Source organism: Candidatus Competibacteraceae bacterium (assembly GCA_016699715.1).
Taxonomy (GTDB): Bacteria; Pseudomonadota; Gammaproteobacteria; order Competibacterales; family Competibacteraceae; genus Competibacter.
The window spans coordinates 1,595,934-1,617,505 of sequence record CP065007.1 but is presented as its reverse complement, the minus strand read 5'-3'; the positions used below and the strand labels follow the sequence as shown (position 1 = coordinate 1,617,505).

The following is a 21,572-nucleotide window of genomic DNA, read 5'->3' as shown; positions in this document are numbered from 1 at the left end:
GAGGCTTCTTAGTCGGTAAGGGTGATCGTTTGCTTCCGGTTCCAATCGGAAGCCGAGCGGTTCCGAAATAAACCAGGCCCCGTAGCCCATGTCGCTGCGGGGCCTGCTGTTTTGTACATGCCTACGCCAGACGCCACGCCAGCATCTCTCCGGCCCGTAGCGGAATCAGCTCGTTGTCGTCGAACGGAAACGAGGCGGGCACAACCGTCGGTTGGCGGTACAGGGTGACGGTTCCCTTGTTGCGCGGCAGGCCGTAAAAATCCGCGCCATGGAAGCTGGCGAAGGCTTCCAGTTGATCCAGTGCGCCGGCGCTGTCGAAGGCTTCGGCATACAACTCCAGCGCGGCATGGGCGGTGTAGCAGCCGGCGCAGCCGCGGGCGGTTTCCTTGCCCGAGCGTGGATGCGGGGCGCTGTCGGTGCCGAGGAAGAATTTGGGATCGCCGCTGGTGGCGGTTTTGAGCAGCGCTTGTCGGTGATGCTCGCGCTTGAGCACCGGTAGGCAGTAATAGTGTGGTCGAATGCCGCCCTGGAAGATGGCGTTGCGGTTGTAGAGCAGGTGATGGGCGGTGATCGTCGCCGCGACCGTGACCGGCGCTGCCCGCACGTAGTCCGCCGCATCCTGGGTGGTGATGTGCTCCAGCACGATCCTCAGCGCGGGAAAGTCGCGAACGATCGGGTTCAAGACCCGGTCGATGAACACCGCTTCACGGTCGAAAAGGTCTATGTCCGGGTCGGTGACTTCGCCGTGGATCAACAACGGCAAGCCTTGAGCCTGCATCGCTTCCAGTACCGGGTAGATCGTGCGAACGTCGGTCACGCCGGAATCGGAATTCGTGGTCGCGCCGGCCGGATAGAGCTTACAGGCGTGGATGTGACCGGAAGATCGGGCGCGGGCGATTTCGGCCGGTGGGGTGTTGTCGGTCAAATACAGCGTCATCAGAGGTTGGAATTCTACTCCCATCGGTACCGCGTCCAGAATCCGCGCCCGGTAGGCCAGGGCCTGTGCGGTCGTCGTCACCGGCGGGCGCAGGTTGGGCATGACGATGGCACGGGCGAACTGGCGGGCGCTGTGCGGCGCGACCGCGCGCAGAGCCGCGCCGTCGCGCAGGTGCAGGTGCCAGTCGTCGGGGCGGGTGAGGGTGAGAGTATCCATGCGGGTTTCCGGTTGGGGTGAGGACGGTTCGGCGACGGATTATAAACCCCCAGGTTGCCGCAAACCGCAAAGTACCGCGTACCCGCCATCCGCAATATGACACGGTCTTGGTTGCGGCACCCATTCAAGCAAGTTTCGATGCGCTCACCTGCGGATGCGCTTGGTATACTTTAGCTAATTCCAATTTTAACTTCTTTGAAGGATTGGAAATTAAAAGTCAGTAATGATTTGAGGGTGCCTTTTTTCTTTACATGAGCGGTTTTAATGAAATCGAGAATCGCGCTTTTAAATTCTGGATACGTGGGATAATACTCGGTGTGCAAGCAGCATTTTTTCACCAACTTCCAGAACCGGGTAGTGTCCCTCAGTTTCCGTGATGAGCTTCAGGCCAACCGGGGAACAATTTTTCAAGATGGGGGCATTCTGCCCAATACAGCGGTGAGACCCGATACGATAACAGCTCCCGGGTGGTCCAGATGTGATGGGTCACGCCGGCCGCCATCGCAGGCGTGATGGAACACCATCGACGGGGAGAACCCGATCCGCGCGTCGGCTCGGTGACCGGCAACGAGCGGCGCAAGCTGTCATGGGGTAACACCAAATGGTAGTAGGCCAACGACAACCACAACTGTTTTTCGAACCAAGACAAGTTCTTGGAGAACCCGTTGGTGCGACGGGTCAGGCGGCGGTTCTGCTGCCGCTGGGTCAGGTTGTCCCGCTCGACGAAACTGGTATTGATGGTTTGACTGACGGGCGATTGGGCCAGTCGCGCCGCGACGGTCGCCCGGTCCCCAAAAACGACTTGAGTGGAGATCGCGGTGATACGCCCACCCCTTCGATGCTTGATCACTTGGGCATACAGCAGATCGGCATGCGGTCGCCGGCGGGGTTTGGGATGCGGGCCGCGCGTCCCGCAGCGGGGCGGACAGTACCATTCCCCATACATGTTCAACAACGCTTGCGTATAAGCAGGCCATTGATCGCTGGTAAAAAAGGGCACGGTTTCATCGGTCACCGACGCCACTTGTTCCACCAGCCGGTCGGCCTGGGTTTGATCATGTTTGCCGATGACAAACCCCAATATCAGGCGCCAGACCGGCGCAAACGCCAACCACACCCAAGCGTCGCCATAGGTCTCGACATACTCCTTGGCGCCAGGCAAGTTTTCTTGTTTGGTATGGATAAAGCTCCACAATTCATCCAATTGGCATTCGGTGACCGGCAAGTTTCGCCACAAGGACAGCACGACCGCCCGGCATTGCCGGGCACCTCGATCCAGCCAAGCGCAAACCGTGTCCTTATCCACTTCGACGATGCGCGCGGTGGCCCGCAGCGAATTCCCCTCGGCCAGCGCGCGCAGGGCGGTCTCAAATTGCACCGGATCGGCTTCCAGCCCATAGTAAGCCGTCCCATAACGCAAGGTCACCGTACTCCCGCAGCTCCGGCAGCGCGCCTGAGGTTCGCCTCGACTGCTGCCATTGCGTACTAATACCAATTCCCGGTAGATTTTGACTTTTTAACTGGTGGGCCAGGATAAAGCATAGCGCAATCCCAGCAGGCGCGTGGGCAGGTAATACCTATCGAGAAACGGTATAACCCACCAGTTTTAAAAGGTTTTCCGTAGTGCTCGCACCGTTCATTCGGACAATACAACGTTTCCCAGTCCATGCCGACCTCCTCGATGGAACCATGACCGCCATCGAGAATGCCAACTTGTCACTAAAATGGGAAAGCTCATCACGGAAACTGAGGGACACTACCCAGAACCGTTCGATCAGGTTGAATTGGGGCGAATAGGCCGGGAGAAACAGCAGTTCGATGTTCAAGGCGGCGGCGGTGTCCTGAACCAGCCGACAGCGCTGGTAGCGGGCATTGTCCAGCACCACCGTGATCGGCACCGTCAAGCCCAGCGCCGCCAGTTTGTACAGCATCCGGCAGACGTGCTGGCTGTTGATATAGGCGTCCGTGGTGACGGTGATCAGTTGATGGGTCGTCGCGTTCAAGGCCCCCAGCACGCTGAGCCGATGCCGGCCACTGGGCGTCGGCTGCCAGCAGCGCGCCAGGCACCAGACCCAACTCAGGAACAGCCCGTGGACGAAGTGGGCGGCGTCCAAAAAAAAACTTCGCGCCGTCCGGCTTGCGCCTCTTCCAGCCGCGGGGTCAGCGCCTCGGCTTCGAAGCGGGCCTGTTCCGCCCGGCGTTCCGCCGTCGGCGCCGGTCCCGGGATCGCCCCGGTCTTGCGCCGTCCCAGTCCAAACTGTTTAAGCACCTTGCCCACTTGGGCGGGACTGCGCTCAATCCCGGTCAGTTCGGCGATGCGGGCACGGGCCTCGACCAGGGTTGCCGGCGGGCGCCGCGCGAACGCCGCCACGATCACCCCTTCATACGGCGCCAGCGCGCTGCGGGCTTGGCGGAATCGACAGCTCGTCAGCGCCGCCCAGCCGCCCTCTTGATACAATCGCAGGTAGCCAATCAGGGTTGGCTTGGTGATCCCCAGACTCGCGCAAATCGCTTGATGCGACCTGCCCTCACTCTTCAGATAAAGCGCCGTCAACCGTTGCCGCACCCGGGGATGCGGATGATGAATTCGTTCGTGACGCAGGCGTTCCCGCGTCTCATCAGAGAAAACCAGTCGAATCATGGTGCGCGCTCCAGCCTCTTTCAGGCCTTCCGATTAACCCTCGGAACACCGTAAAACAAAACAACTATAAAGTAAATTTTGACTTAATTTAAAGTATATTTCCGACGTCGTCGGTCTGACTGGGGAAACAACTGCGATGGGAGTAGTGCCGCAAAAGACAAGACCTGATTCCGATGGTTATTAAGCGTCTCCATTCACCTCAATATCGGTAAAGGCCGCGTCGCCGCGAAGAGCACCCAGTATCGTTGCCACAAGAGCATCATCAGCGGTCATTTTATTTCTCCTCAAAATTTTTTCTTTCAGGGATCGATTTTTGTGGATTTGGATGAGCCACTCAATTTTCTCACCAAGAACCGGTTCTTTTTCAGTATACGCAATTGAACCCACAAGGTATGAAGAGACGTCGTTTGATACATCCATATACCAACCCCAGTCCTCGGTATCCGGTTTCGTCGAAGAATATGAGGAGCCGAGTGCGTTCTCACGTAACCAGATGAGCACACTCTCACCCGAAATTGGGTTGAACGGATTTAGCCGTTCTTTGGTGGTATCAAACTTCGCCGTTTTAAACGAAATCAAATGAATCATGGAGATGCCTAATTTTTAGGCTCAATGGCGCGGGTTTTGGCATCTGCTGGAGTAGCTTGTTTGGCGCTTCTGATTTCATTATCCAGGAGTTTTATCTGACTGATAATGCTGAATAGCCTCTGGCCATTCTGAGTTAGTGAATATTCTGTTCTGGGCGGCGCCTCTGCAAAAACATGCTTGACTTACCAGCCCGCCAGCTCCAACTGCGAGCCGATAAGCGTGCCCTTGGCGCCGAACCAGCCACCCTTCTCGATCACCCTGCCGTCGGTCCCGAACGGCGTCACCAGGATGCGTCGGTCGGCGGCGTTCAGGTCCGCGCGACAGAAGTTGTCTTTCTGGGTGAAGTTCCACGCACGAGCCGGGTGCGCGGGCGTCGCCCGTTTTCCTGGGTGATGGCGATGACGCCGATGGTGTGGCGTTGCTCGTCGATAGCGGTGCCTTCGTCACTTGAACCCCCTCGAATCCAGAGCCTTGCGGTGGTGTCCGAGGTGTGGCCGACGATGGGACCCAACTGTGCCGGACGGAGACTGCTCATGGTGTGGTTCCTTATCTTGTTGGAGCCGTGCGCGCGCGTTTGGTGTGCGGAGTCCTTCGGCGGGTATAACCAACGATGGGGCCAGCGCATCGCCCTGGATGGTTGGCTCCATCGTTGTTCAAGCGTTCCCCTTGGATGCCTTGGATGGATCGAGTCGTGCCGCCGCCTCGGCGGCGGTTTCATAAATATGGGGCGCGAGGTCGCGCTGGCGCAGGGCATCGCCAAGCTGCGCCCGCAGGAAAGTGTTGGTGGTGTAGCGGGTTACGCCCAGGTAGTAGCGCTGCAGCAAGTCGCTGACCATATCCATGTACTCCTGCATCAATTCCGGAGTAATCGAGAAATTGTCGTAGTTGACAATACCGAACACCCGCTTGCCGAGCGGCTCCAGCCGACCGCTGATCGCCGCGCGAATGCGCTGGATATCCTCATGGCTGCGCACCGACAGACCCTCGAAATTCAGGAAGAGCACGTTCTTGGCGGGGTCGTAGGAAAACCGCTGATCCAATGGCCGCACGACCATGAGTTCGCGCAAACCCATCGGCCCGTCATTGAAAATGCAAGCATCCATTTGTTTGAGGTGCGGGCTGATGGCGGGCCGAAATCCCATCTTCGCCAGCACCTCACGCTCCAGATCGATCCCTGGCGCGATCTCCACCAGTTCCAGCCCTTCCGGGGTCAAGCGGAACACCGCCCGTTCGGTCACATACAGCACCGGCTGCTTGCTGCGACAGGCCACCTCGCCGCTGAAGGTGCGCTGCTCGACCGTCTCGACGAATTTCGCCGTTCCGCCTTCGCGCCGGATGCGTAACTGACCGTCTTTCGCGGCGATGTCCAGCCCGCCGGCGGTGAATGTCCCGGCGAACACCACCTTCCTGGCATTCTGACTGATGTTGATGAAGCCACCGGCACCGGCGATACGCGGGCCAAATTTCGAGACGTTGATATTGCCCTGCCGGTCGACCTGAGCCAGCCCCAGCACCGCAATGTCCAACCCGCCGCCGTCGTAGAAATCGAACTGATTGGGTTGATCGATGATCGCCTGGACGTTGGTGGCGGCGCCGAAATCCAGCCCACCGGCGGGAATGCCGCCCACCACGCCCGGCTCGGCGGTCAGGGTCAGCAAATCGATGATCTTCTCCTCGGCGGCGATGCTGGCCACGCCTTCCGGCATGCCGATGCCAAGATTGACGATGGCGTTCATCGTCAGTTCCAGCGCCGAACGGCGAGCGATGATCTTGCGTTCGCTCATCGGCATGGAGGCAATCGAGGCCAGCGGCACCTTGATCTCACCGGAAAACGCGGGGTTGTATTGAGTGGAAAAGGTTTGCCAGTGGTGTTCCGGCGGCGCGACCACGATGCAATCCACCAGAATACCCGGCACCCGCACATCCTTGGGCCGCAGGAAGCCACGCTCGGCCACCCGCTCCACCTGAGCGATGACGATGCCACCGGAATTACGCGCCGCCATGGCGATGGCCAGCGATTCCAGCGTCAACGCTTCCTTTTCCATGGTCAGGTTGCCGTCGATGTCGGCGGTAGTGGCACGGATGATGCCGACATGGATCGGGAACGCTTTGTAGAACAAATAATCCTGGCCGTCGATCACCATCAGTTCGACCAGATCCTTCTTGGTGCGGGGGTTGAGCTTGCCACCGCCGTGACGCGGGTCGACGAAAGTGCCCAGCCCGACCCGGGTCAGCGTCCCCGGCTTGCCGGCGGCGATGTCGCGGTACAGATGAGTGATCACCCCTTGCGGCAGGTTCCAGGCCTCGATTTGATTGCTCACCGCCAGCGCTTGCAGCTTCGGCACCAGTCCCCAGTGCCCGCCGATGATGCGTTTCACCAGTCCCTCGTGGCCGAAGTGATTGAGGCCGCGGGTTTTGCCGTCACCCTGGCCGGCGGCGTAGACCAGGGTCAGGTCGCGGAGTTTGTCCAGCACCGGTGCGTCGGGCGAAAGATACAATGCCTCGATGGCGCAGGCGATGTCCTCGGCGAAGCCGGTGCCGACAAAGCCGCTGGTGGCCAGGGTATCGCCGGGGCGGATCAGGGTCACGGCCTCGCGGGCGCTGACCACTTTGCCGCGTTCGGGAATGTGCAGGGAGGCGAGTAGGGGATGCTGCATGATGATGTCCATCGTCAGGATTGAGGAACGCCGCTCGTCGGCACGCGCGGCGGTGCGAGATCAGAAGCTGCCGAACAGGGTTCCCTGGCTGATGACCATCACCAGGGCGCTCACCATGATCGCTACCAAAACCATGAAGATATCAAAGTCGGATGGTCGGTGCGTCAACCGGTAAATACTCAGCAGCGTCATGACCACGCCGTTATGGGGCAGCGAGTCGAAACTACCAGAGGACATCACCGCGACCTGGTGCGGCGGTTCCGGATCATCAGGGCGACAATAATCGACCACAGGCCGGCGCTCGCCGAAAGTTTCGTGGTGCCGTTATTGTTGTTCCATGGCGAGAAGGAGCAGCGGGAGAGTGAAATGTTTTCGGGAGTGATCGGAGACGGAAGACAGGCTTGGCACCGGTTGCCGATGCGGTGCTCTCGCTCAAGTTCCTCCCCCTTGAGAGGGGAGGAGGGTTATTCGGGTTCCTACTCTTCGCCAGAATCCAGTTGTTCGACCAGCGCCGTTCTCAGTGCTGCGTATTTTGCCGAATTGTTCAAGGGCCGGTTGTCCTGGTCAGTGACAAAGAACACGTCCTCGGCCCGGGCGCCGATGGTGGCGATCTTGGCGTTATGCACCTGCACCCCGCATTCCATGAATACCTGACCAACCTGGCACAGCAGTCCCGGCCGGTCCCAGGACACCAGTTCCACCAAGGTGCGGCCGTTGGCCTGATCCTCCCGGAACGAAACCAGGGTCGGCATCTGGAACGCTTTCTGAATCCGGGAAATATGCCGGCTGGGCGCCGGCGGCGTTTTGTCCGGCCGGCTCAGGTAGTGCAGCAGGGTGGAGGTGATTTCCTTGATCCGCCGTCGGTCGCGGATCGGCGAGCCGGAGTCCTCCAGCACCGTGAAGCTGTCCAGGGTGTAACCACTGTGGCCGGTGATGATGCGGGCATCGAGAATAGTCAGTCCCAACTGGTCGAGGATGGAGGTGATCAGCGCGAACAGGTTGTCCTGATCGCGGGTGTAGATAAAGACTTCGGTGCCGCCCCGGCCGGGATCGTCGCGGGCCATGACCAGCGGCCGCTCGTGATAGCCCTTCTTGAGAATCGCGCGGGTGTGCCAGACGATCTCGTCGGCGGAATGACGCAGGAAATAGTCGTCGCCGAAGCCTTCCCATACCCGGTCGATGCGCTCCCCATCGATCTTGGTGGCGCGCAGCCGTTGCCGCGCCCGCGCCTGCGCTTCGCGGATCCGTTCCTCCTTGTCGATGGGGTGGTCCAGCCCGCGCCGCAATGCCTGGCGGGTAGCCTTGTACAAGGTCCACAGCAGTGACGCCCGCCAAGTGTTCCACAGGTGGGGATTGGTGCCGCGGATATCGGCGACCGTCAGTAAATAAAGGTAATCCAGATGCATCTGATCGCCCATTTGCAGGGCGAATTGATGGATGACGTCCGGGTCGTGGATGTCTTTCTTCTGCGCGGTCAGCGACAGTGTCAGGTGATGGCGCACCAGCCAGGCCACCAGCCGGGTATCGAAACTGCTGAGCCCGTGCTGGCGGCAGAACCGCTCGGCGTCCTGAGCGCCCAGGATGGAATGGTCGCCGCCGCGCCCCTTGGCGATGTCGTGGTACAGACCGGCGATGTAGAGCAACTCCGGCTTGGGTAGTTGATCCATGATCGCACTGTATTCCGGGTCCCGCTGGGCGAACTGGGGGAGGAAAAACCGCCGCAGGTTACGCACCACGAACAGGATGTGCTGATCGACGGTGTAGGCGTGGAACAGGTCGTACTGCATCCGCCCGAGGATATGGCCGAATTCCGGCAGGTAGGCCGGCAGCACGCCATAGGCGTTCATCAGCCGCAGTTGCAGTGTCACCCCGTGCGGTTGGCGCAGGATCTCCATGAACAGGCTGCGCGGGCGCACGTCGTTGCGGAACTTGTCGTCGATCAGCGGCCGGTGGTCACGGATCAGGCGGATGGTGGAGGCTCGCAGCCCCTTGATTTCCGGGTGTTGCTGCAAGACCAGAAAAATTTCCAGCAGCGCAAACGGGTAGCGCAGAAACACGTTGGGCTGGGTCACTTCCAGATAGCCGCGGCGGACCTGGAAGCGGCGGTTGATGGGCTGCGGTTCGCCCGGTTCGTCGGCCAGCAGGATCGCTTCCTCGAACAGTTGCAGCAGCATCTCGTTCAGCCGGCTGAGTCCGTTGACGGTGCGGTAGTAGCGCTGCATGAATTGTTCGACCGCCAGGTTTTGCGCCTGATCCCGGTAGCCGAACTGCTGGGCGATCCGGCGCTGGTGATCGAACAGCAGCATATCTTCGCGGCGGCCGGTCAGCGCGTGCAGGGCGAAGCGCACCTGCCAAAGAAAATTGCGGCAGTCGATCAGCTCATCGTATTCGCTCGGGCTGAGAAAACCGTAGCTCACCAGTTCCTGCAAGGTGCTGACGCCGAAATGCCGTTTGGCCACCCAACCGATCATCTGCATATCGCGCAGCCCGCCGGGACCGTCCTTGATATTGGGCTCCAGGTTGAAGGCGGTTTCGTTGTATTTATGGCAGCGCTGGCAACGTTCCCGCTGCTTGGATTCGAAGAAGGCGGTATCCGGCCAGATACGGTCGGGGCCGGTGGCGGCGCGCATCTGCTCGAACAGTACCGATGTACCGATCAATAGCCGCGCCTCCATCAGACTGGTGGCGACCGTGATGTCGGCGGCGCCTTCGTGCACGCAATCCTCGAGCGTGCGCACGCTGTGCCCGACCTCCAGCCCGATATCCCACAGGAAGGCCATGAAGTCCTCCAGCGCGGAGCGGCGGGTTTCCAGCGTCCGCTCATCCAGCAGGATCATGATGTCCACGTCCGAGCCGGGGTGCAGCTCGCCGCGGCCGTAGCCTCCGACCGCCGTCAACGCCAGATCGGGGGTGTCGGCCTCGAAAAACCGCAGCCAGACGAAGCGCAGCAACTCATCCATCAAGCCAGCGCGGGCGGGCACCAGTTCATGCGCGGGCACGCCTTGCTGGAACAGTTCCTTGAACCGGGTGTCGCTCTGTTTGAGCAGGGCCCGAAACACGAGCAGCGGGTTGGCGGCGGCCGCCAGATCGCGGGCGAAAGCCTCCGCGTCGAACAGGGCGATCTCGGCCTGTCGCAAGTTATCCGACGGTGGTTCGGCGTGGACGGCGAAGGTGGGCGCGGCGACGGGCGAAAAAGCGATATCGGTGGCGGCCATGGGATCTTCCGGGGTATGGCGGGCGCTTACAGCGGATCGCCCGGGTGCGGCGTGAGGACTTCGTGGCCGGTTTCGGTGACCAGCACGGTATGCTCCCATTGGGCGGAAACGCTGTGATCCTTGGTGATCACGGTCCAACCGTCGGGTAGCAGCTTGACCTGCCGTTTGCCGGCGTTGATCATCGGTTCGATGGTGAAGATCATGCCGGGGACCAGCTCGATGCCGGTATCGGGGTCACCGTAGTGCAGCACCTGCGGTTCTTCGTGGAATTCCCGGCCGATGCCGTGACCGCAATACTCGCGCACCACCGAGCAGTGCTGGGCTTCGGCGTACCGCTGGATGGCGTGGCCGATATCGCCGAGGCGGATGCCGGGCCGCACCATTTCGATGCCGATGCACAGGCATTCGTAGGCCACCCGGCTGACGCGTTGCGCGGCGACCGGTGGGGTACCGACCTGAAACATCCGACTGGTATCGCCGTGATAGCCGTCCTTGATCACCGTGATATCGATGTTGAGTACGTCACCCTTTTTCAGCTTCTTCGGTCCGGGAATGCCGTGGCAGACCACATGGTTGATCGATGTGCAGATGGATTTGGGAAAACCGCGATAGTTGAGCGGGGCGGGGATCGCTTGCTGGACATCGACGATGTAGTCGTGGCAGATCCGGTTCAGCTCCTCGGTGGCGATTCCCTCTCGTACATGAGGCTGGATCATGTGTAGCACCTCGGCGGCCAACCGGCCGGCAACGCGCATCTTTTCGATTTCTTCCGGCGTCTTGAGAGTGATGCTCATCGATTTCCTGGGGGGTTTCTGGAACATGGCGTCGATCTACGGGCGTGTGGGCGGTGGGCGAGGGACGGCGTCCGGAACGGGCCGCGGTGTTTGGGACCGTGCCCGCGGGCGGCGGTTCATTTGGTTTTCCCAGACGATCCATGGTATAAAGCGCGCGCCTTTTAGGCAAACCTTCTCGCGTTGCACACACTTCGCACATTCGCCGGCACGGGCGGCCGGGTGCCCCCATGAGGGGTCGCCGCTTGGGGCGAATGGAGGCTCAACCCCAAATCCTTAAGGAGAATTCGGCAATGGCGACCATTTCCATGCGCCAGATGCTGGAGGCCGGCGTGCATTTCGGCCACCAGACCCGTTACTGGAATCCCAAGATGGCCCCGTATATCTTCGGGGCGCGCAGCAAGATCTACATCATCAATCTGGAAAAGACCCTGCCGCTGTATCTGGAAGCACTGAATTTCATCGGTCGACTGGCTTCCAAGGGTGGCAAGATTCTGCTGGTGGGCACCAAGCGCTCGGCGCGCGAGGCGACCGCCGAAGCGGCGCTCCGTTGCGGCATGCCTTATGTCAATCACCGCTGGCTGGGCGGCATGCTGACCAATTTCAAGACCGTCCGCCAGTCCATCAAGCGGCTCAAGGATCTGGATCTGATGGCGCAGGACGGCACTTTCGAGCGCTTGGCCAAGAAGGAAGTCATCGGCTTGCGGCGGGATATGGACAAGCTGGAACGCAGCCTGGGCGGCATCAAGGACATGGCCAGCTTGCCGGACGCGCTGTTCGTGATCGACGTCGGTCACGAAAGCATCGCCGTGCAAGAAGCCAATAAACTGGGGATCCCGGTGATCGGGGTGGTCGATAGCAACAATTCGCCCGACGGTATCAGCCATATCATCCCCGGCAACGATGACGCCATCCGCGCCATTCAGCTCTATGTGGGCGGTCTGGCGGAAGCGGTGCTGGAAGGCCGCGCGGTGCTGACTTCGGGCCGCGTCGAGGAAGAGTTCATCGAAATCCCGGAGGAAGAGACGCTGCCGGCGGGCGATGGTGTTTGATCCTCGCTGATCTTCCGTCAACACTGGGTTTTGCCAGCAAGGCTCGTGCGCCTGGCGCTCGCGAGCCTTTTTAATGAGTTCGGTTCAGTCCGGTTTCAGATTGAGTGCGGTAAATTTATCGTTACGAGGTACGTGAGCATGGTGGCAATTACGGCGACGCTGGTTAAAGAACTGCGCGAACGCACGGGTTCGGGAATGATGGAATGTAAAAAAGCCCTGCAGGAAACTCAGGGCGATATCGAGGCGGCGGTCGAATCGATGCGCAAGGCTGGACAGGCCAAGGCTGACAAGAAAGCCAGCCGGGTGGCCGCCGAGGGTTTGATCGTCATCAGGCAGACGGCTGGCGTGGCGGCCATGGTCGAGGTGAACTGCGAAACCGATTTCGTCACCAAGAACGACGACTTCCGGGAATTCGCCGCCGCCGTGGTCGAAACGGTCCTGAATAGCGATCCCGCCGACCTGGAAGCGCTGCTGACCTCGAATACGGCAAATGGCCAGAGCATCGAGCAGCATCGACGGGAATGCATCGCCAAGATCGGCGAGAATATCAACGTTCGTCGCTTCGCCCGGCTGACGACGCCCGCCGGCGTGCTGGGCAGCTATCTGCACGGTACCCGCATCGGCGTGCTGGTCGAACTGGACGGCGGCGATGGCGATCTGGCCCGGGACATCGCCATGCATGTCGCCGCCAGCCGGCCGCTGTGCGTCAGCGCCGACCAGATACCGGCCGAGCAGGTGACCAAGGAGAAGGAAATCTTCGCGGCGCAAGCAGCGACCAGCGGCAAACCGGCTAACATCGTCGAGAAGATGGTGGAGGGGCGGCTGCGCAAGTACTTCGATGAGATCACCTTGCTGGGGCAGCCGTTCGTCAAGGATCCCGAACAAAGCGTGGAAAAACTGCTGAAGGCCAATCAGGCCCGAGTGATCCGTTTCGAACGCTTCGAGCTGGGTGAAGGGATCGAGAAAAAGGCCGATAATTTCGCCGCCGAGGTGATGGCTCAAGCGCGGGGCGGCTGAGCGGGCGATGCGCTTCACCACCGCCGCCGCGATTACAGTACAATTCTTTCAGTGCCGATATTGCAGGTTGCGCGATGCCCATGCCGGATTCCAGACCAACGTTCAAGCGAATTCTTCTCAAGCTCAGCGGTGAAGTCCTGATGGGCGCGGGCGATTATGGCATCGATCCCGACGTGCTGGCGCGCATTGCGGGCGAGGTGCGGGAGCTATGTCAGCTCGGCGTTGAGGTGGGCATGGTCATCGGTGGCGGCAACCTGTTTCGGGGGGCCGGGCTGGCCAAGAAGGGAATGGATCGAGTCGCGGCCGACCACATGGGCATGCTGGCCACGGTCATGAACTCGCTGGCGATGCAGGATACCCTGGAGCGATTGGGGGTGTTCACCCGCGTGATGTCGGCGATCCGCATCAATGAGGTCTGCGAGGACTACATTCGCCGCCGCGCCATCCGCCATCTGGAAAAGGGCCGGGTGGTGATTTTCGCCGCCGGCACCGGCAACCCCTTTTTCACCACCGACTCCGCCGCCAGCCTGCGGGCCATCGAGGTTAACGCCGAGGTGATGCTCAAGGCGACCAAGGTGGATGGTATCTATTCGGCGGATCCGTTCAAGGATCCCAAGGCGGTGCGTTACGATCGGCTGACTTACGACGAAGCCCTGGCGCGCAAGCTGCAAGTGATGGACGCCACGGCTATTGTCATATGCCGGGAAAACGACATACCGCTGAAAGTTTTCAACATCAATCGCCACGGGGACCTGGTGCGGGTCGTGTGCGGCGAAAGCGTGGGCACCACCGTGGTGCGGGAATGACGACCATGATCGATGACATCAAGAAAGAAGCGGCTGACCGGATGACCAAGAGCGTGGATAGCCTCAAGCAGGAATTGACCAAGCTGCGAACCGGCCGCGCGCATGCCAGCCTGCTGGATCACATTACGGTCAGCTACTACGGCAGCGAGGTGCCGCTTGGCCAGGTGGCTTCGGTCGGCGTCAGCGACGCACGGACCCTATTGGTGACGCCGTGGGAAAAAAACATGGTGGGGCCTATCGAAAAGGCCATTTTAAAGTCCGATCTGGGTTTGAATCCCGCTTCCGCCGGGACGGTAATCCGGGTACCGCTGCCGGCGCTGACCGAGGAGCGCCGCCGTGATCTGGTCAAAGTGGTTCGGCAGGAAGGCGAAGGCGCCAAGGTGGCGATTCGTAACATTCGCCGCGACGCCAACAACCAGCTCAAGGCCTTGCTCAAGGAAAAGAAGATCGCCGAGGACGCGGAACGGCAGGCCCAGGACGAGACTCAGAAACTCACCGACCGGCACATTCAGGACGTAGACAAGGTGCTTGCGGCCAAGGAAGCCGAATTGATGGAAATTTGAAGCGTCGGCAGCGGGCTGCCCGCGGTGAGCGCGAACCTGACGAGGAACCTCCCGAATGTCGGTTGACGTCCCGATGCCACGGGCGCCGTGCCAGTCGTTACCTCGCCATATCGCCATTGTCATGGACGGCAACGGTCGTTGGGCGCAGCAGCGGTCCCTGCCACGCACGGCGGGCCACCGGGAAGGTGCCAAGGCCGTGCGCCGGATCGTGCGGGCGTGCAGCGAGCGCGGCATCGAAGTGCTGACGTTGTTCGCCTTCAGCAGCGAGAACTGGCGACGGCCGCGGCCGGAGGTCGAGGTGTTGTTGAAGCTGTTTCTGACCACCCTGCGCGGCGAAATTCGCCGGCTGGACACCGCCAACGTGCGGTTGCGTTTCATCGGCGATCACAGTGCCTTTCCCGGAAACTTGCAGGATTACATCGTCAAGGCTGAACAACGGACCGCCGCCAATACCGGTTTGACCCTGGTTATCGCCGCCAATTACGGCGGGCGTTGGGATCTGGCCCAGGCGGCGCGCCGGGTGTCCGAAGCCATGTTGGAGGGTCGATTGCAACCGAGCGATATTACCCCGGCTGTCCTGCATCCCTTCACTTGTTTATCCGATCTGCCCGAACCGGATCTGTTCATCCGCACCGGCGGCGAGCAGCGCATCAGCAATTTTCTGTTGTGGCAGATGGCTTACACCGAGCTGTATTTTACCGAACGGCTCTGGCCGGATTACGATAGCGGCGACCTGGAATCCGCCTGCGCCGCGTTCGCCAGCCGGCAACGGCGCTTCGGTCAGACCGGCGAGCAGGTAGAGCAAGGCCAACATGCTTAAACAACGGGTCGCGACGGCGATTGTATTAGCCGCGCTGGTCGTGTGGGCGGTGATGAAACTGCCGCTGGCCGGTTTTGGCCTGCTGCTGCTGGTGGTGATCCTGCTGGGCACCTGGGAGTGGGCCGGGCTGGCGGGATTGAGCGGGCCGCGCCACCGCCTGGTGTACGGCGGTCTGGTACTGGCTTTGATCCTCGCGCTCTGGCCGCGGGTGGGCAACGCCGCCTTCGTCGCTGGCCTGATGGGCTTCGTGCTGGCCGGCTGGTGCTACGCTCTGTTCTGGATGGGTCGCTACACCGCGCACCCCGACCGCCAGGACCGTTCGGTGACGGTTGCGGCGGCCGGCGTGATGGTGCTGGTGGCACCCTGGGTAGCGTTCATGGCGCTGCGGGACGAGTTTGGACCGGCCTATGTGCTATTTCTGTTTCTGTTGGTCTGGATCGCCGATATCGGCGCCTATTTCGCCGGCCGCCGCTGGGGGCGGCGCAAGCTGGCGGTCACCATCAGCCCGGGCAAGACTTGGGAAGGGGCGCTGGGCGCCGGGATGGCCGCGCTGATGTTCGCGCTAGCCGGCGCGGCGGTGCTGGATATCGGCGCGCACTGGCCCTGGTTTGTGGCGGTCTGTATGGTGACGGTCGGTTTTTCCATCGTTGGGGATCTGTTCGAGAGCATGCTGAAGCGACAATGCGGCATGAAGGATAGCGGCACGCTGCTGCCTGGTCACGGCGGCGTGCTCGATCGGGTCGACAGTCTGACCGCCGCCGCGCCGGTATTTCTGCTGGGGCTGTACGGAATGCGGGGATGAGCGAGCGTATCGGGGTCGCCATCCTGGGGTCGACCGGCTCGATCGGCGCCAGCACTCTCGATGTGCTGCGGCGCCATCCCGACCGTTTCCGGGTCGTGGCCCTGACCGCCCATCGGGATGTCGAGGCGCTATTCCAGCAGTGCCTGACACACGAACCGGATGTTGCGGTGCTGGCCGATGCCGCCGCCGCCGAACGGTTGCGGGAGCGGTTGCGGGCGCTGGGCCGGTCGGTCGAGGTGCTGGCCGGGGTCGCCGGGCTGGAGCGTGCGGCGACCTTGCCCGAAGCCGCTTATGTGATGGCGGCCATTGTCGGCGCGGCGGGTTTGCTGCCGACCCTGGCGGCGGCGCGGGCCGGCAAGCGGGTGCTGCTGGCCAACAAGGAAGCGCTGGTCATGGCCGGGCCGCTGTTCATGACGGCGATCCGCCAGCACGGCGCGGAGCTGCTGCCGATCGATAGCGAGCACAATGCGTTGTTTCAATGCCTGCCGGCGGATTTCGCGCACACCGGCCTCGCCGCCGCCGGCGTGCGCCGGATTCTACTGACCGGCTCCGGCGGGCCGTTTCGAACCGCGCCATTGGCACAATTGGCGGATGTCACTCCCGAGCAGGCTTGCGCCCATCCCAACTGGAACATGGGCCGCAAGATTTCGGTCGATTCCGCCACCATGATGAACAAGGGGCTGGAGGTCATCGAGGCACACTGGTTGTTCGAAGCACCGACGGCGACGATCGAGGTGGTGGTGCATCCGCAGAGTGTGATCCACTCGATGGTCGAATATCAGGACGGTTCGGTGCTGGCGCAATTGGGTAATCCCGATATGCGCACCCCCATCGCCCATGCCTTGGCCTGGCCGCGGCGCTTGGTCTCCGGGGTGACCTTCCTGGATTTTTCCCGCTTGGGGAAACTGGAATTTCAGGCCCCCGATTTTGCCCGCTTTCCCTGTTTGCGGTTGGCCTTCGCCGCGCTGGAAGCCGGCGGGACCGCGCCGGCCGTGCTGAATGCCGCCAACGAAGTCGCGGTTCAGGCGTTCCTCGATCGGCGCATTCGCTTCACCGACATCGCCGCCGCGGTGGAGCATGCCCTGGAACAGGTTCCGGCGAGCGCGGCCGAAGAACTGGCGGCGATTCTCGATGGCGACTTGGAGGCGCGAGCCGTCGCCGGCCGCTGGATCGCTACCCGGGCGTTGGAGGGTTGATGATGAGCAATTCACTGGTTTCGGTCCTGGCCTTGATCGTCACCCTGGGGGTGTTGATCACTGTCCATGAATTCGGTCATTTCTGGGTCGCGCGCCGCCTGGGCGTCAAGGTCTTAAAGTTTTCCATCGGCTTCGGCCGGCCGCTCTGGCGGCGGCTGGGCCGGGACGGCGTGGAATATGTGATCGCCGTGCTGCCCCTGGGCGGCTACGTAAAGATGCTGGACGAACGTGAAGGCGAGGTACCGCCGGACGAACGGCAACGGGCCTTCAATTGCCAGCCGGTGGGTTCGCGCATCGCCATCGTGTTGGCCGGACCCGCCTTTAATTTTCTGTTTGCCGTGCTCGCGTATGCCTTCATGTTCATGGTGGGCATACCTGGGGTCAAACCGCTGCTGGACGAGCCGCGGCCGAAGTCATTGGCCGAAGCGGGTGGTTTTCGCAAGAGCGACCTGGTGATGGCCATCGACGGTAAGGAAACTCCGACACTGGGCGCGGTGGTATTGGCGCTGGTGGACCGGACCATGACCGGGGAGGTGATCAAGGTCGAGGTGCTGGATGCCGACGACCGGACTCGAATTCGTACCCTGGATACCAGCGAACCCCAGGGGCTGGCCGATCCGGCACAGGTTTTCGAGTGGGTTGGGCTGGTGCCCTGGCGACCGGTGTTGCCGGCGGTGATCGGCCAGGTGATGCGCGACGGCGCGGCCGAGCGGGCTGGGTTGCGGCCGGGTGACCGGATCGTGTTGGCCGACGGCAAGCCCGTCGCGAATTGGCGACAATGGCGTGAGGTGATCGAGCGGCACCCCGGCCAAGCTTTCAGCACGCGCATCGAGCGCGAAGGAATCGAGCAGTCGCTGGAGTTGATCCCCGACGCGCGGGAAAATGAACGAGGCCAGCGGGTCGGGTTCATCGGTGCCGTCGCCGATATGCCGGAAGACCTCGCCCGGAACTTGCGGGTCGTGGTACGTTATGGTCCGCTGGACGCGGTCGGCGCGGCGATCGGTAAAACCTGGGACATCTCGTTGCTGACTCTGCGCATGTTGGGACGCATGTTGGTCGGCAGGGCCTCGCTGGACAATCTCAGCGGTCCGTTGACCATCGCGCAGTTCGCCGGTCAGGCGGCCAGCGCCGGTTTGATCGCGTTTGTGTCGCTGCTGGCCCTGGTCAGCATCAGTCTGGGGGTGTTGAACCTGCTGCCGGTGCCGGTGTTGGACGGTGGCCACTTGCTGTATTACCTGATCGAACTGGTCAAGGGCAGTCCGCTGTCGGAAACGGTGCAGAATCTGGGGCAGCGAGTGGGGATCGCCGTTTTGCTGCTGTTGATGGGATTGGCCCTGTTCAATGACTTCAGTCGTATCATCGGATAAGAAGAACCAATTGCCCGTGCCTTGGGGTAACCACGTACTTATGAAATTGTATCGTCGCCTGATTCTTTCCTTTGGTCTGATGGTCGTGGCCTGCGGGGCACGCGCCGGCGAATTCGTCGTGCAGGACATCCAGGTCGATGGTTTGCAGCGCATTTCCGCCGGTACCGTATTCAACTACCTGCCCGTGCAGGTCGGTTCGTCGGTTTCCGAGCAGGAATATCCGGAAATCATCCGCGCGCTGTTCAAGACCGGATTCTTCAGCGATGTCAGCCTGGAGCGCAAAGGCAACGTGCTGGTGGTGACCGTGACCGAGCGGCCGGCGATTTCCGAGGTTCGGATCACCGGCAACGAGGATATCAGTACCGACGACCTGAAAAAGGCGCTGGCCGAGGTCGGCTTGGTCGAGGGTCGGGTTTTCGACCGCTCCCTGCTCGACAAGGTGGAGCAGGAATTGCTGCGGCAGTATTACAGCCGCGGCCGTTACGCAGTGCGGATCGACAGTCAAGTGCGGCCGTTGGAGCGCAATCGGGTCGCCATCACCATCGAGATTTCGGAAGGCGCGGTGGCCAGCATCGGCCAGATCAATATCGTCGGCAATCGGGCTTTTAGCGATAAGGAACTGTTGGGTCTGTTGCAGTCCTCCACCACCGGCTGGCTGTCCTTTTTCAGCAAGGACGATCAGTACTCCAAGCAGAAGCTGGCGGCGGACATCGAGACGCTGCGCTCCTTTTATCTGGATCGGGGCTATCTCAGGTTCAACGTCGATTCCACGCAGGTTTCGATCACGCCCGACAAGAAAGATGTCTACATCACCATCAACATCACCGAGGGCGAGCCCTACACCATTGAGGACACCCAGCTGGCCGGCAATTTCGGCGATGTCCCGGAGCAGGATCTGCGGGAGCTGATTACGATCAAGGCGGGTGAAACCTTTTCCCGCGCCAAGATGGCCGAAACCACCAAGAAATTGAGCGAGCGTCTGGGCGAGGAGGGCTATGCGTTCGCCAATATCAATACGGTCCCTCAGGTCAACGACGAAACCCGAAAAGTCACCTTGGTCTTCATGGTGGATCCGGGCCAGCGGGTTTATGCGCGGCGCATCAATTTTCAGGGCAACATCAAGACCCAGGACGACGTGTTGCGGCGGGAGCTGCGCCAAGCGGAAGGTGCTTGGGTTTCGACCAAGGATCTCGAGCGCTCCAAAACACGCTTGCAGCGCCTGGAGTATCTGGAGAGCGTCAGTGCCGAGACGCCGGCCGTGCCCGGAACCAACGATCAGGTCGATGTGAATTATACCGTCGTCGAGCGCCCGTCGGGGAGCCTGATGTTCGGCATCGGCTACGGCCAGGATTCGGGTTTGCTGCTGAATGCGAGCGTGACCCAGAATAATTTTCTCGGCACCGGCAATCAGATGAGCTTGGTGCTCAACAATAGCGACGCCGGCGCCAACTACAGTATTTTCTATAACAATCCCTACTATACGCCGGACGGTATCAGTCGCGGGTTCCGGCTTTACTATCGAGACATCGACGCCGCGCAGGTCAATACCGCCGACTACGTGCTCAACAACTACGGTGCCCAGGTCAGTTTCGGGTTCCCGCTCAACGAATTCGATACGCTGCTGCTGTTGCCCGGCTACGATCATGTTACGATCGATACGACGACCGGCACGCCCGTTGAAATTCTCGATTATATCGACCAGAACGGCGATACCTTCAACGAGTTCAAACTGGATGCCAGTTGGGCGCGCGACACCCGCAATCGGGTTATTTTTCCGACCAGCGGCAGCCTGAATCAAATTTCGGCCGAACTCGCCGTGCCGGGTAGCGATGCGGAATACTATAAGCTCAACTACCGGGGCTTGATGTACTACCCCTTCGCCCGGTGGCTGACCTGGTCGCTTGGCGCGGATATCGGCTATGGCGACGGTTACGGTAATACCGATGGCTTGCCCTTTTTCGAAAATTTTTACGCGGGTGGCCTGCGGTCGGTGCGGGGTTACAAGGCCAATACGCTGGGTCCCCGTTACAGTGACGACGAACCGAGCGGTGGTGCGTTCAAGACCGTCGCCAGCACGCAGATGATCTTGCCGGTGCCGTTCCTGGAAAAATCGGAAAACGTGCGGATGGCGGCGTTCTTCGATGTCGGTAATGTCTTTGCGACCGCAAGTGATTTCGACGCCAACGAACTGCGCTATTCGGTCGGTATCGCTGGATTGTGGTTGTCTCCGCTGGGTCCCATCGCGGTGAGCGTCGCCGCTCCGCTCAACGACAAGTCGAACGATGAGACGGAGGTTTTCCAATTCTCCTTTGGTGTACCGTTCAACTGATGCGGGATAGAAGGTGGATTTTAAGTTGCTGGTTTATATTCGTGTTTTTTTGATGGAGGTTATCGAGTGAAGCTTATGTACAGGTTATTGGCCGCAGCCGCCCTGGCGCTGCCCCTTTCGTTGACCCAGGCGGCCGATTTGAAAATCGGTTTCGTTAGCATCGCCAAGATTCTGAGTAGCGCGCCGCAAGCCGAATCGGCCAGCAAGCGGCTGGAAAAAGAATTCGCGCCGCGGCAGAAAGGCTTGGTCGAGGCGCAGAAGTCGCTGCGCCGCTTGGAGGAGAAACTGGCTAAGGATGGCGCGGTGATGAGCGACAGCCAACGCCGTAATCTGGAGAGTGACATCCGCAATCAGGCTCGGGAATTAAAACGGAGCAGCGATGAGTTCCGCGAGGACTTCAACCTGCGCCGCAACGAGGAGCTGGGCAAGTTCCAGAAACAAGTGCTGGATGTGATCAACAGTGTCGCCAAGGAAGAGGGTTTCGACCTGGTCATTAACGATAGCGCAACGCTGTACGCCAGCCCGCAAGTGGATGCCACCGATAAGGTCTTGAAGCGTCTTACGTCCAAATAACC

General features: G+C 60.9%; 20 protein-coding genes and 1 pseudogene. 10 read left to right on the top strand and 11 right to left on the bottom strand.

All coding sequences use genetic code 11. From position 1 onward, the window contains the following. Window positions 1-121: 121 nt before the first annotated feature. From pyrC to map, 11 genes and pseudogenes are all read right to left on the bottom strand, one after another. Complete coding sequence (pyrC, locus tag IPM89_07225) at window positions 122-1,153, bottom strand: dihydroorotase (GenBank protein ID QQS55564.1); 1,032 nt, start codon at window positions 1,151-1,153, stop codon at window positions 122-124. A gap of 364 nt (window positions 1,154-1,517) precedes the next feature. Next, window positions 1,518-2,579 carry a helix-turn-helix domain-containing protein gene (locus tag IPM89_07220; GenBank protein ID QQS55563.1) on the bottom strand — a complete coding sequence of 354 codons (1,062 nt, stop codon included), beginning with the start codon at window positions 2,577-2,579 and terminating at the stop codon, window positions 1,518-1,520. Between the two features lie 151 nt (window positions 2,580-2,730). Then, window positions 2,731-3,267, bottom strand: coding sequence for a transposase (locus tag IPM89_07215; protein ID QQS55562.1), 537 nt, complete (start codon window positions 3,265-3,267; stop codon window positions 2,731-2,733). Continuing rightward, window positions 3,231-3,794 (bottom strand): helix-turn-helix domain-containing protein, encoded by a 564-nt coding sequence (locus IPM89_07210; GenBank protein ID QQS55561.1) that lies wholly within the window; start codon window positions 3,792-3,794, stop codon window positions 3,231-3,233. Before IPM89_07210 ends, IPM89_07215 begins: the two co-directional genes overlap by 37 nt. A gap of 180 nt (window positions 3,795-3,974) precedes the next feature. Further along, window positions 3,975-4,382, bottom strand: a complete 408-nt coding sequence (locus IPM89_07205) for a hypothetical protein (protein ID QQS55560.1) — start codon at window positions 4,380-4,382, stop codon at window positions 3,975-3,977. Window positions 4,383-4,390: 8 nt separating this feature from the next. Then, a pseudogene (locus IPM89_07200) lies at window positions 4,391-4,561 on the bottom strand (winged helix-turn-helix transcriptional regulator). Window positions 4,562-4,689: 128 nt separating this feature from the next. Next, a complete protein-coding gene (locus IPM89_07195) occupies window positions 4,690-4,917 on the bottom strand; it encodes a hypothetical protein (protein ID QQS55559.1) in 228 nt (75 codons plus the stop codon). A 118-nt stretch (window positions 4,918-5,035) separates the two neighbouring features. After that, complete coding sequence (locus IPM89_07190; GenBank protein QQS55558.1) at window positions 5,036-7,039, bottom strand: acyl CoA:acetate/3-ketoacid CoA transferase; 2,004 nt, start codon at window positions 7,037-7,039, stop codon at window positions 5,036-5,038. A 60-nt stretch (window positions 7,040-7,099) separates the two neighbouring features. Beyond that, window positions 7,100-7,330 (bottom strand): hypothetical protein, encoded by a 231-nt coding sequence (locus tag IPM89_07185; GenBank protein ID QQS55557.1) that lies wholly within the window; start codon window positions 7,328-7,330, stop codon window positions 7,100-7,102. Window positions 7,331-7,515: 185 nt separating this feature from the next. Next, window positions 7,516-10,353, bottom strand: coding sequence for a [protein-PII] uridylyltransferase (gene glnD, locus IPM89_07180; GenBank protein QQS55556.1), 2,838 nt, complete (start codon window positions 10,351-10,353; stop codon window positions 7,516-7,518). Further along, on the bottom strand, window positions 10,281-11,048 hold the full coding sequence (map, locus tag IPM89_07175; protein ID QQS55555.1) for a type I methionyl aminopeptidase: 768 nt from the start codon (window positions 11,046-11,048) through the stop codon (window positions 10,281-10,283). The genes glnD and map overlap by 73 nt, the downstream gene beginning before the upstream one ends. Before the next feature lie 290 nt (window positions 11,049-11,338). Between map and rpsB the strand changes: the two genes are divergently transcribed. The 10 genes from rpsB (at window position 11,339) to IPM89_07125 (ending at window position 21,570) form a co-directional block, all read left to right on the top strand. Continuing rightward, window positions 11,339-12,097 (top strand): 30S ribosomal protein S2, encoded by a 759-nt coding sequence (gene rpsB / locus IPM89_07170; protein ID QQS55554.1) that lies wholly within the window; start codon window positions 11,339-11,341, stop codon window positions 12,095-12,097. Between the two features lie 141 nt (window positions 12,098-12,238). After that, on the top strand, window positions 12,239-13,114 hold the full coding sequence (locus IPM89_07165) for an elongation factor Ts (GenBank protein ID QQS55828.1): 876 nt from the start codon (window positions 12,239-12,241) through the stop codon (window positions 13,112-13,114). An 80-nt stretch (window positions 13,115-13,194) separates the two neighbouring features. Continuing rightward, complete coding sequence (gene pyrH, locus IPM89_07160) at window positions 13,195-13,920, top strand: UMP kinase (GenBank protein ID QQS55553.1); 726 nt, start codon at window positions 13,195-13,197, stop codon at window positions 13,918-13,920. Window positions 13,921-13,925: 5 nt separating this feature from the next. Continuing rightward, window positions 13,926-14,483, top strand: a complete 558-nt coding sequence (gene frr / locus IPM89_07155) for a ribosome recycling factor (protein ID QQS55552.1) — start codon at window positions 13,926-13,928, stop codon at window positions 14,481-14,483. A 55-nt stretch (window positions 14,484-14,538) separates the two neighbouring features. Next, window positions 14,539-15,303 (top strand): di-trans,poly-cis-decaprenylcistransferase, encoded by a 765-nt coding sequence (gene uppS, locus IPM89_07150; GenBank protein QQS55551.1) that lies wholly within the window; start codon window positions 14,539-14,541, stop codon window positions 15,301-15,303. Further along, window positions 15,296-16,105, top strand: a complete 810-nt coding sequence (locus IPM89_07145) for a phosphatidate cytidylyltransferase (GenBank protein QQS55550.1) — start codon at window positions 15,296-15,298, stop codon at window positions 16,103-16,105. The genes uppS and IPM89_07145 overlap by 8 nt, the downstream gene beginning before the upstream one ends. Beyond that, window positions 16,102-17,301, top strand: a complete 1,200-nt coding sequence (locus IPM89_07140; protein QQS55549.1) for a 1-deoxy-D-xylulose-5-phosphate reductoisomerase — start codon at window positions 16,102-16,104, stop codon at window positions 17,299-17,301. The genes IPM89_07145 and IPM89_07140 overlap by 4 nt, the downstream gene beginning before the upstream one ends. A gap of 2 nt (window positions 17,302-17,303) precedes the next feature. After that, a complete protein-coding gene (gene rseP, locus IPM89_07135) occupies window positions 17,304-18,668 on the top strand; it encodes a sigma E protease regulator RseP (GenBank protein ID QQS55827.1) in 1,365 nt (454 codons plus the stop codon). 40 nt (window positions 18,669-18,708) lie between these two features. Then, entirely contained in the window at window positions 18,709-20,997 is a 2,289-nt protein-coding gene (gene bamA / locus IPM89_07130; protein ID QQS55548.1) for an outer membrane protein assembly factor BamA, read from the top strand. Between the two features lie 75 nt (window positions 20,998-21,072). Further along, window positions 21,073-21,570, top strand: a complete 498-nt coding sequence (locus IPM89_07125; GenBank protein QQS55547.1) for an OmpH family outer membrane protein — start codon at window positions 21,073-21,075, stop codon at window positions 21,568-21,570. Window positions 21,571-21,572 lie beyond the last annotated feature (2 nt).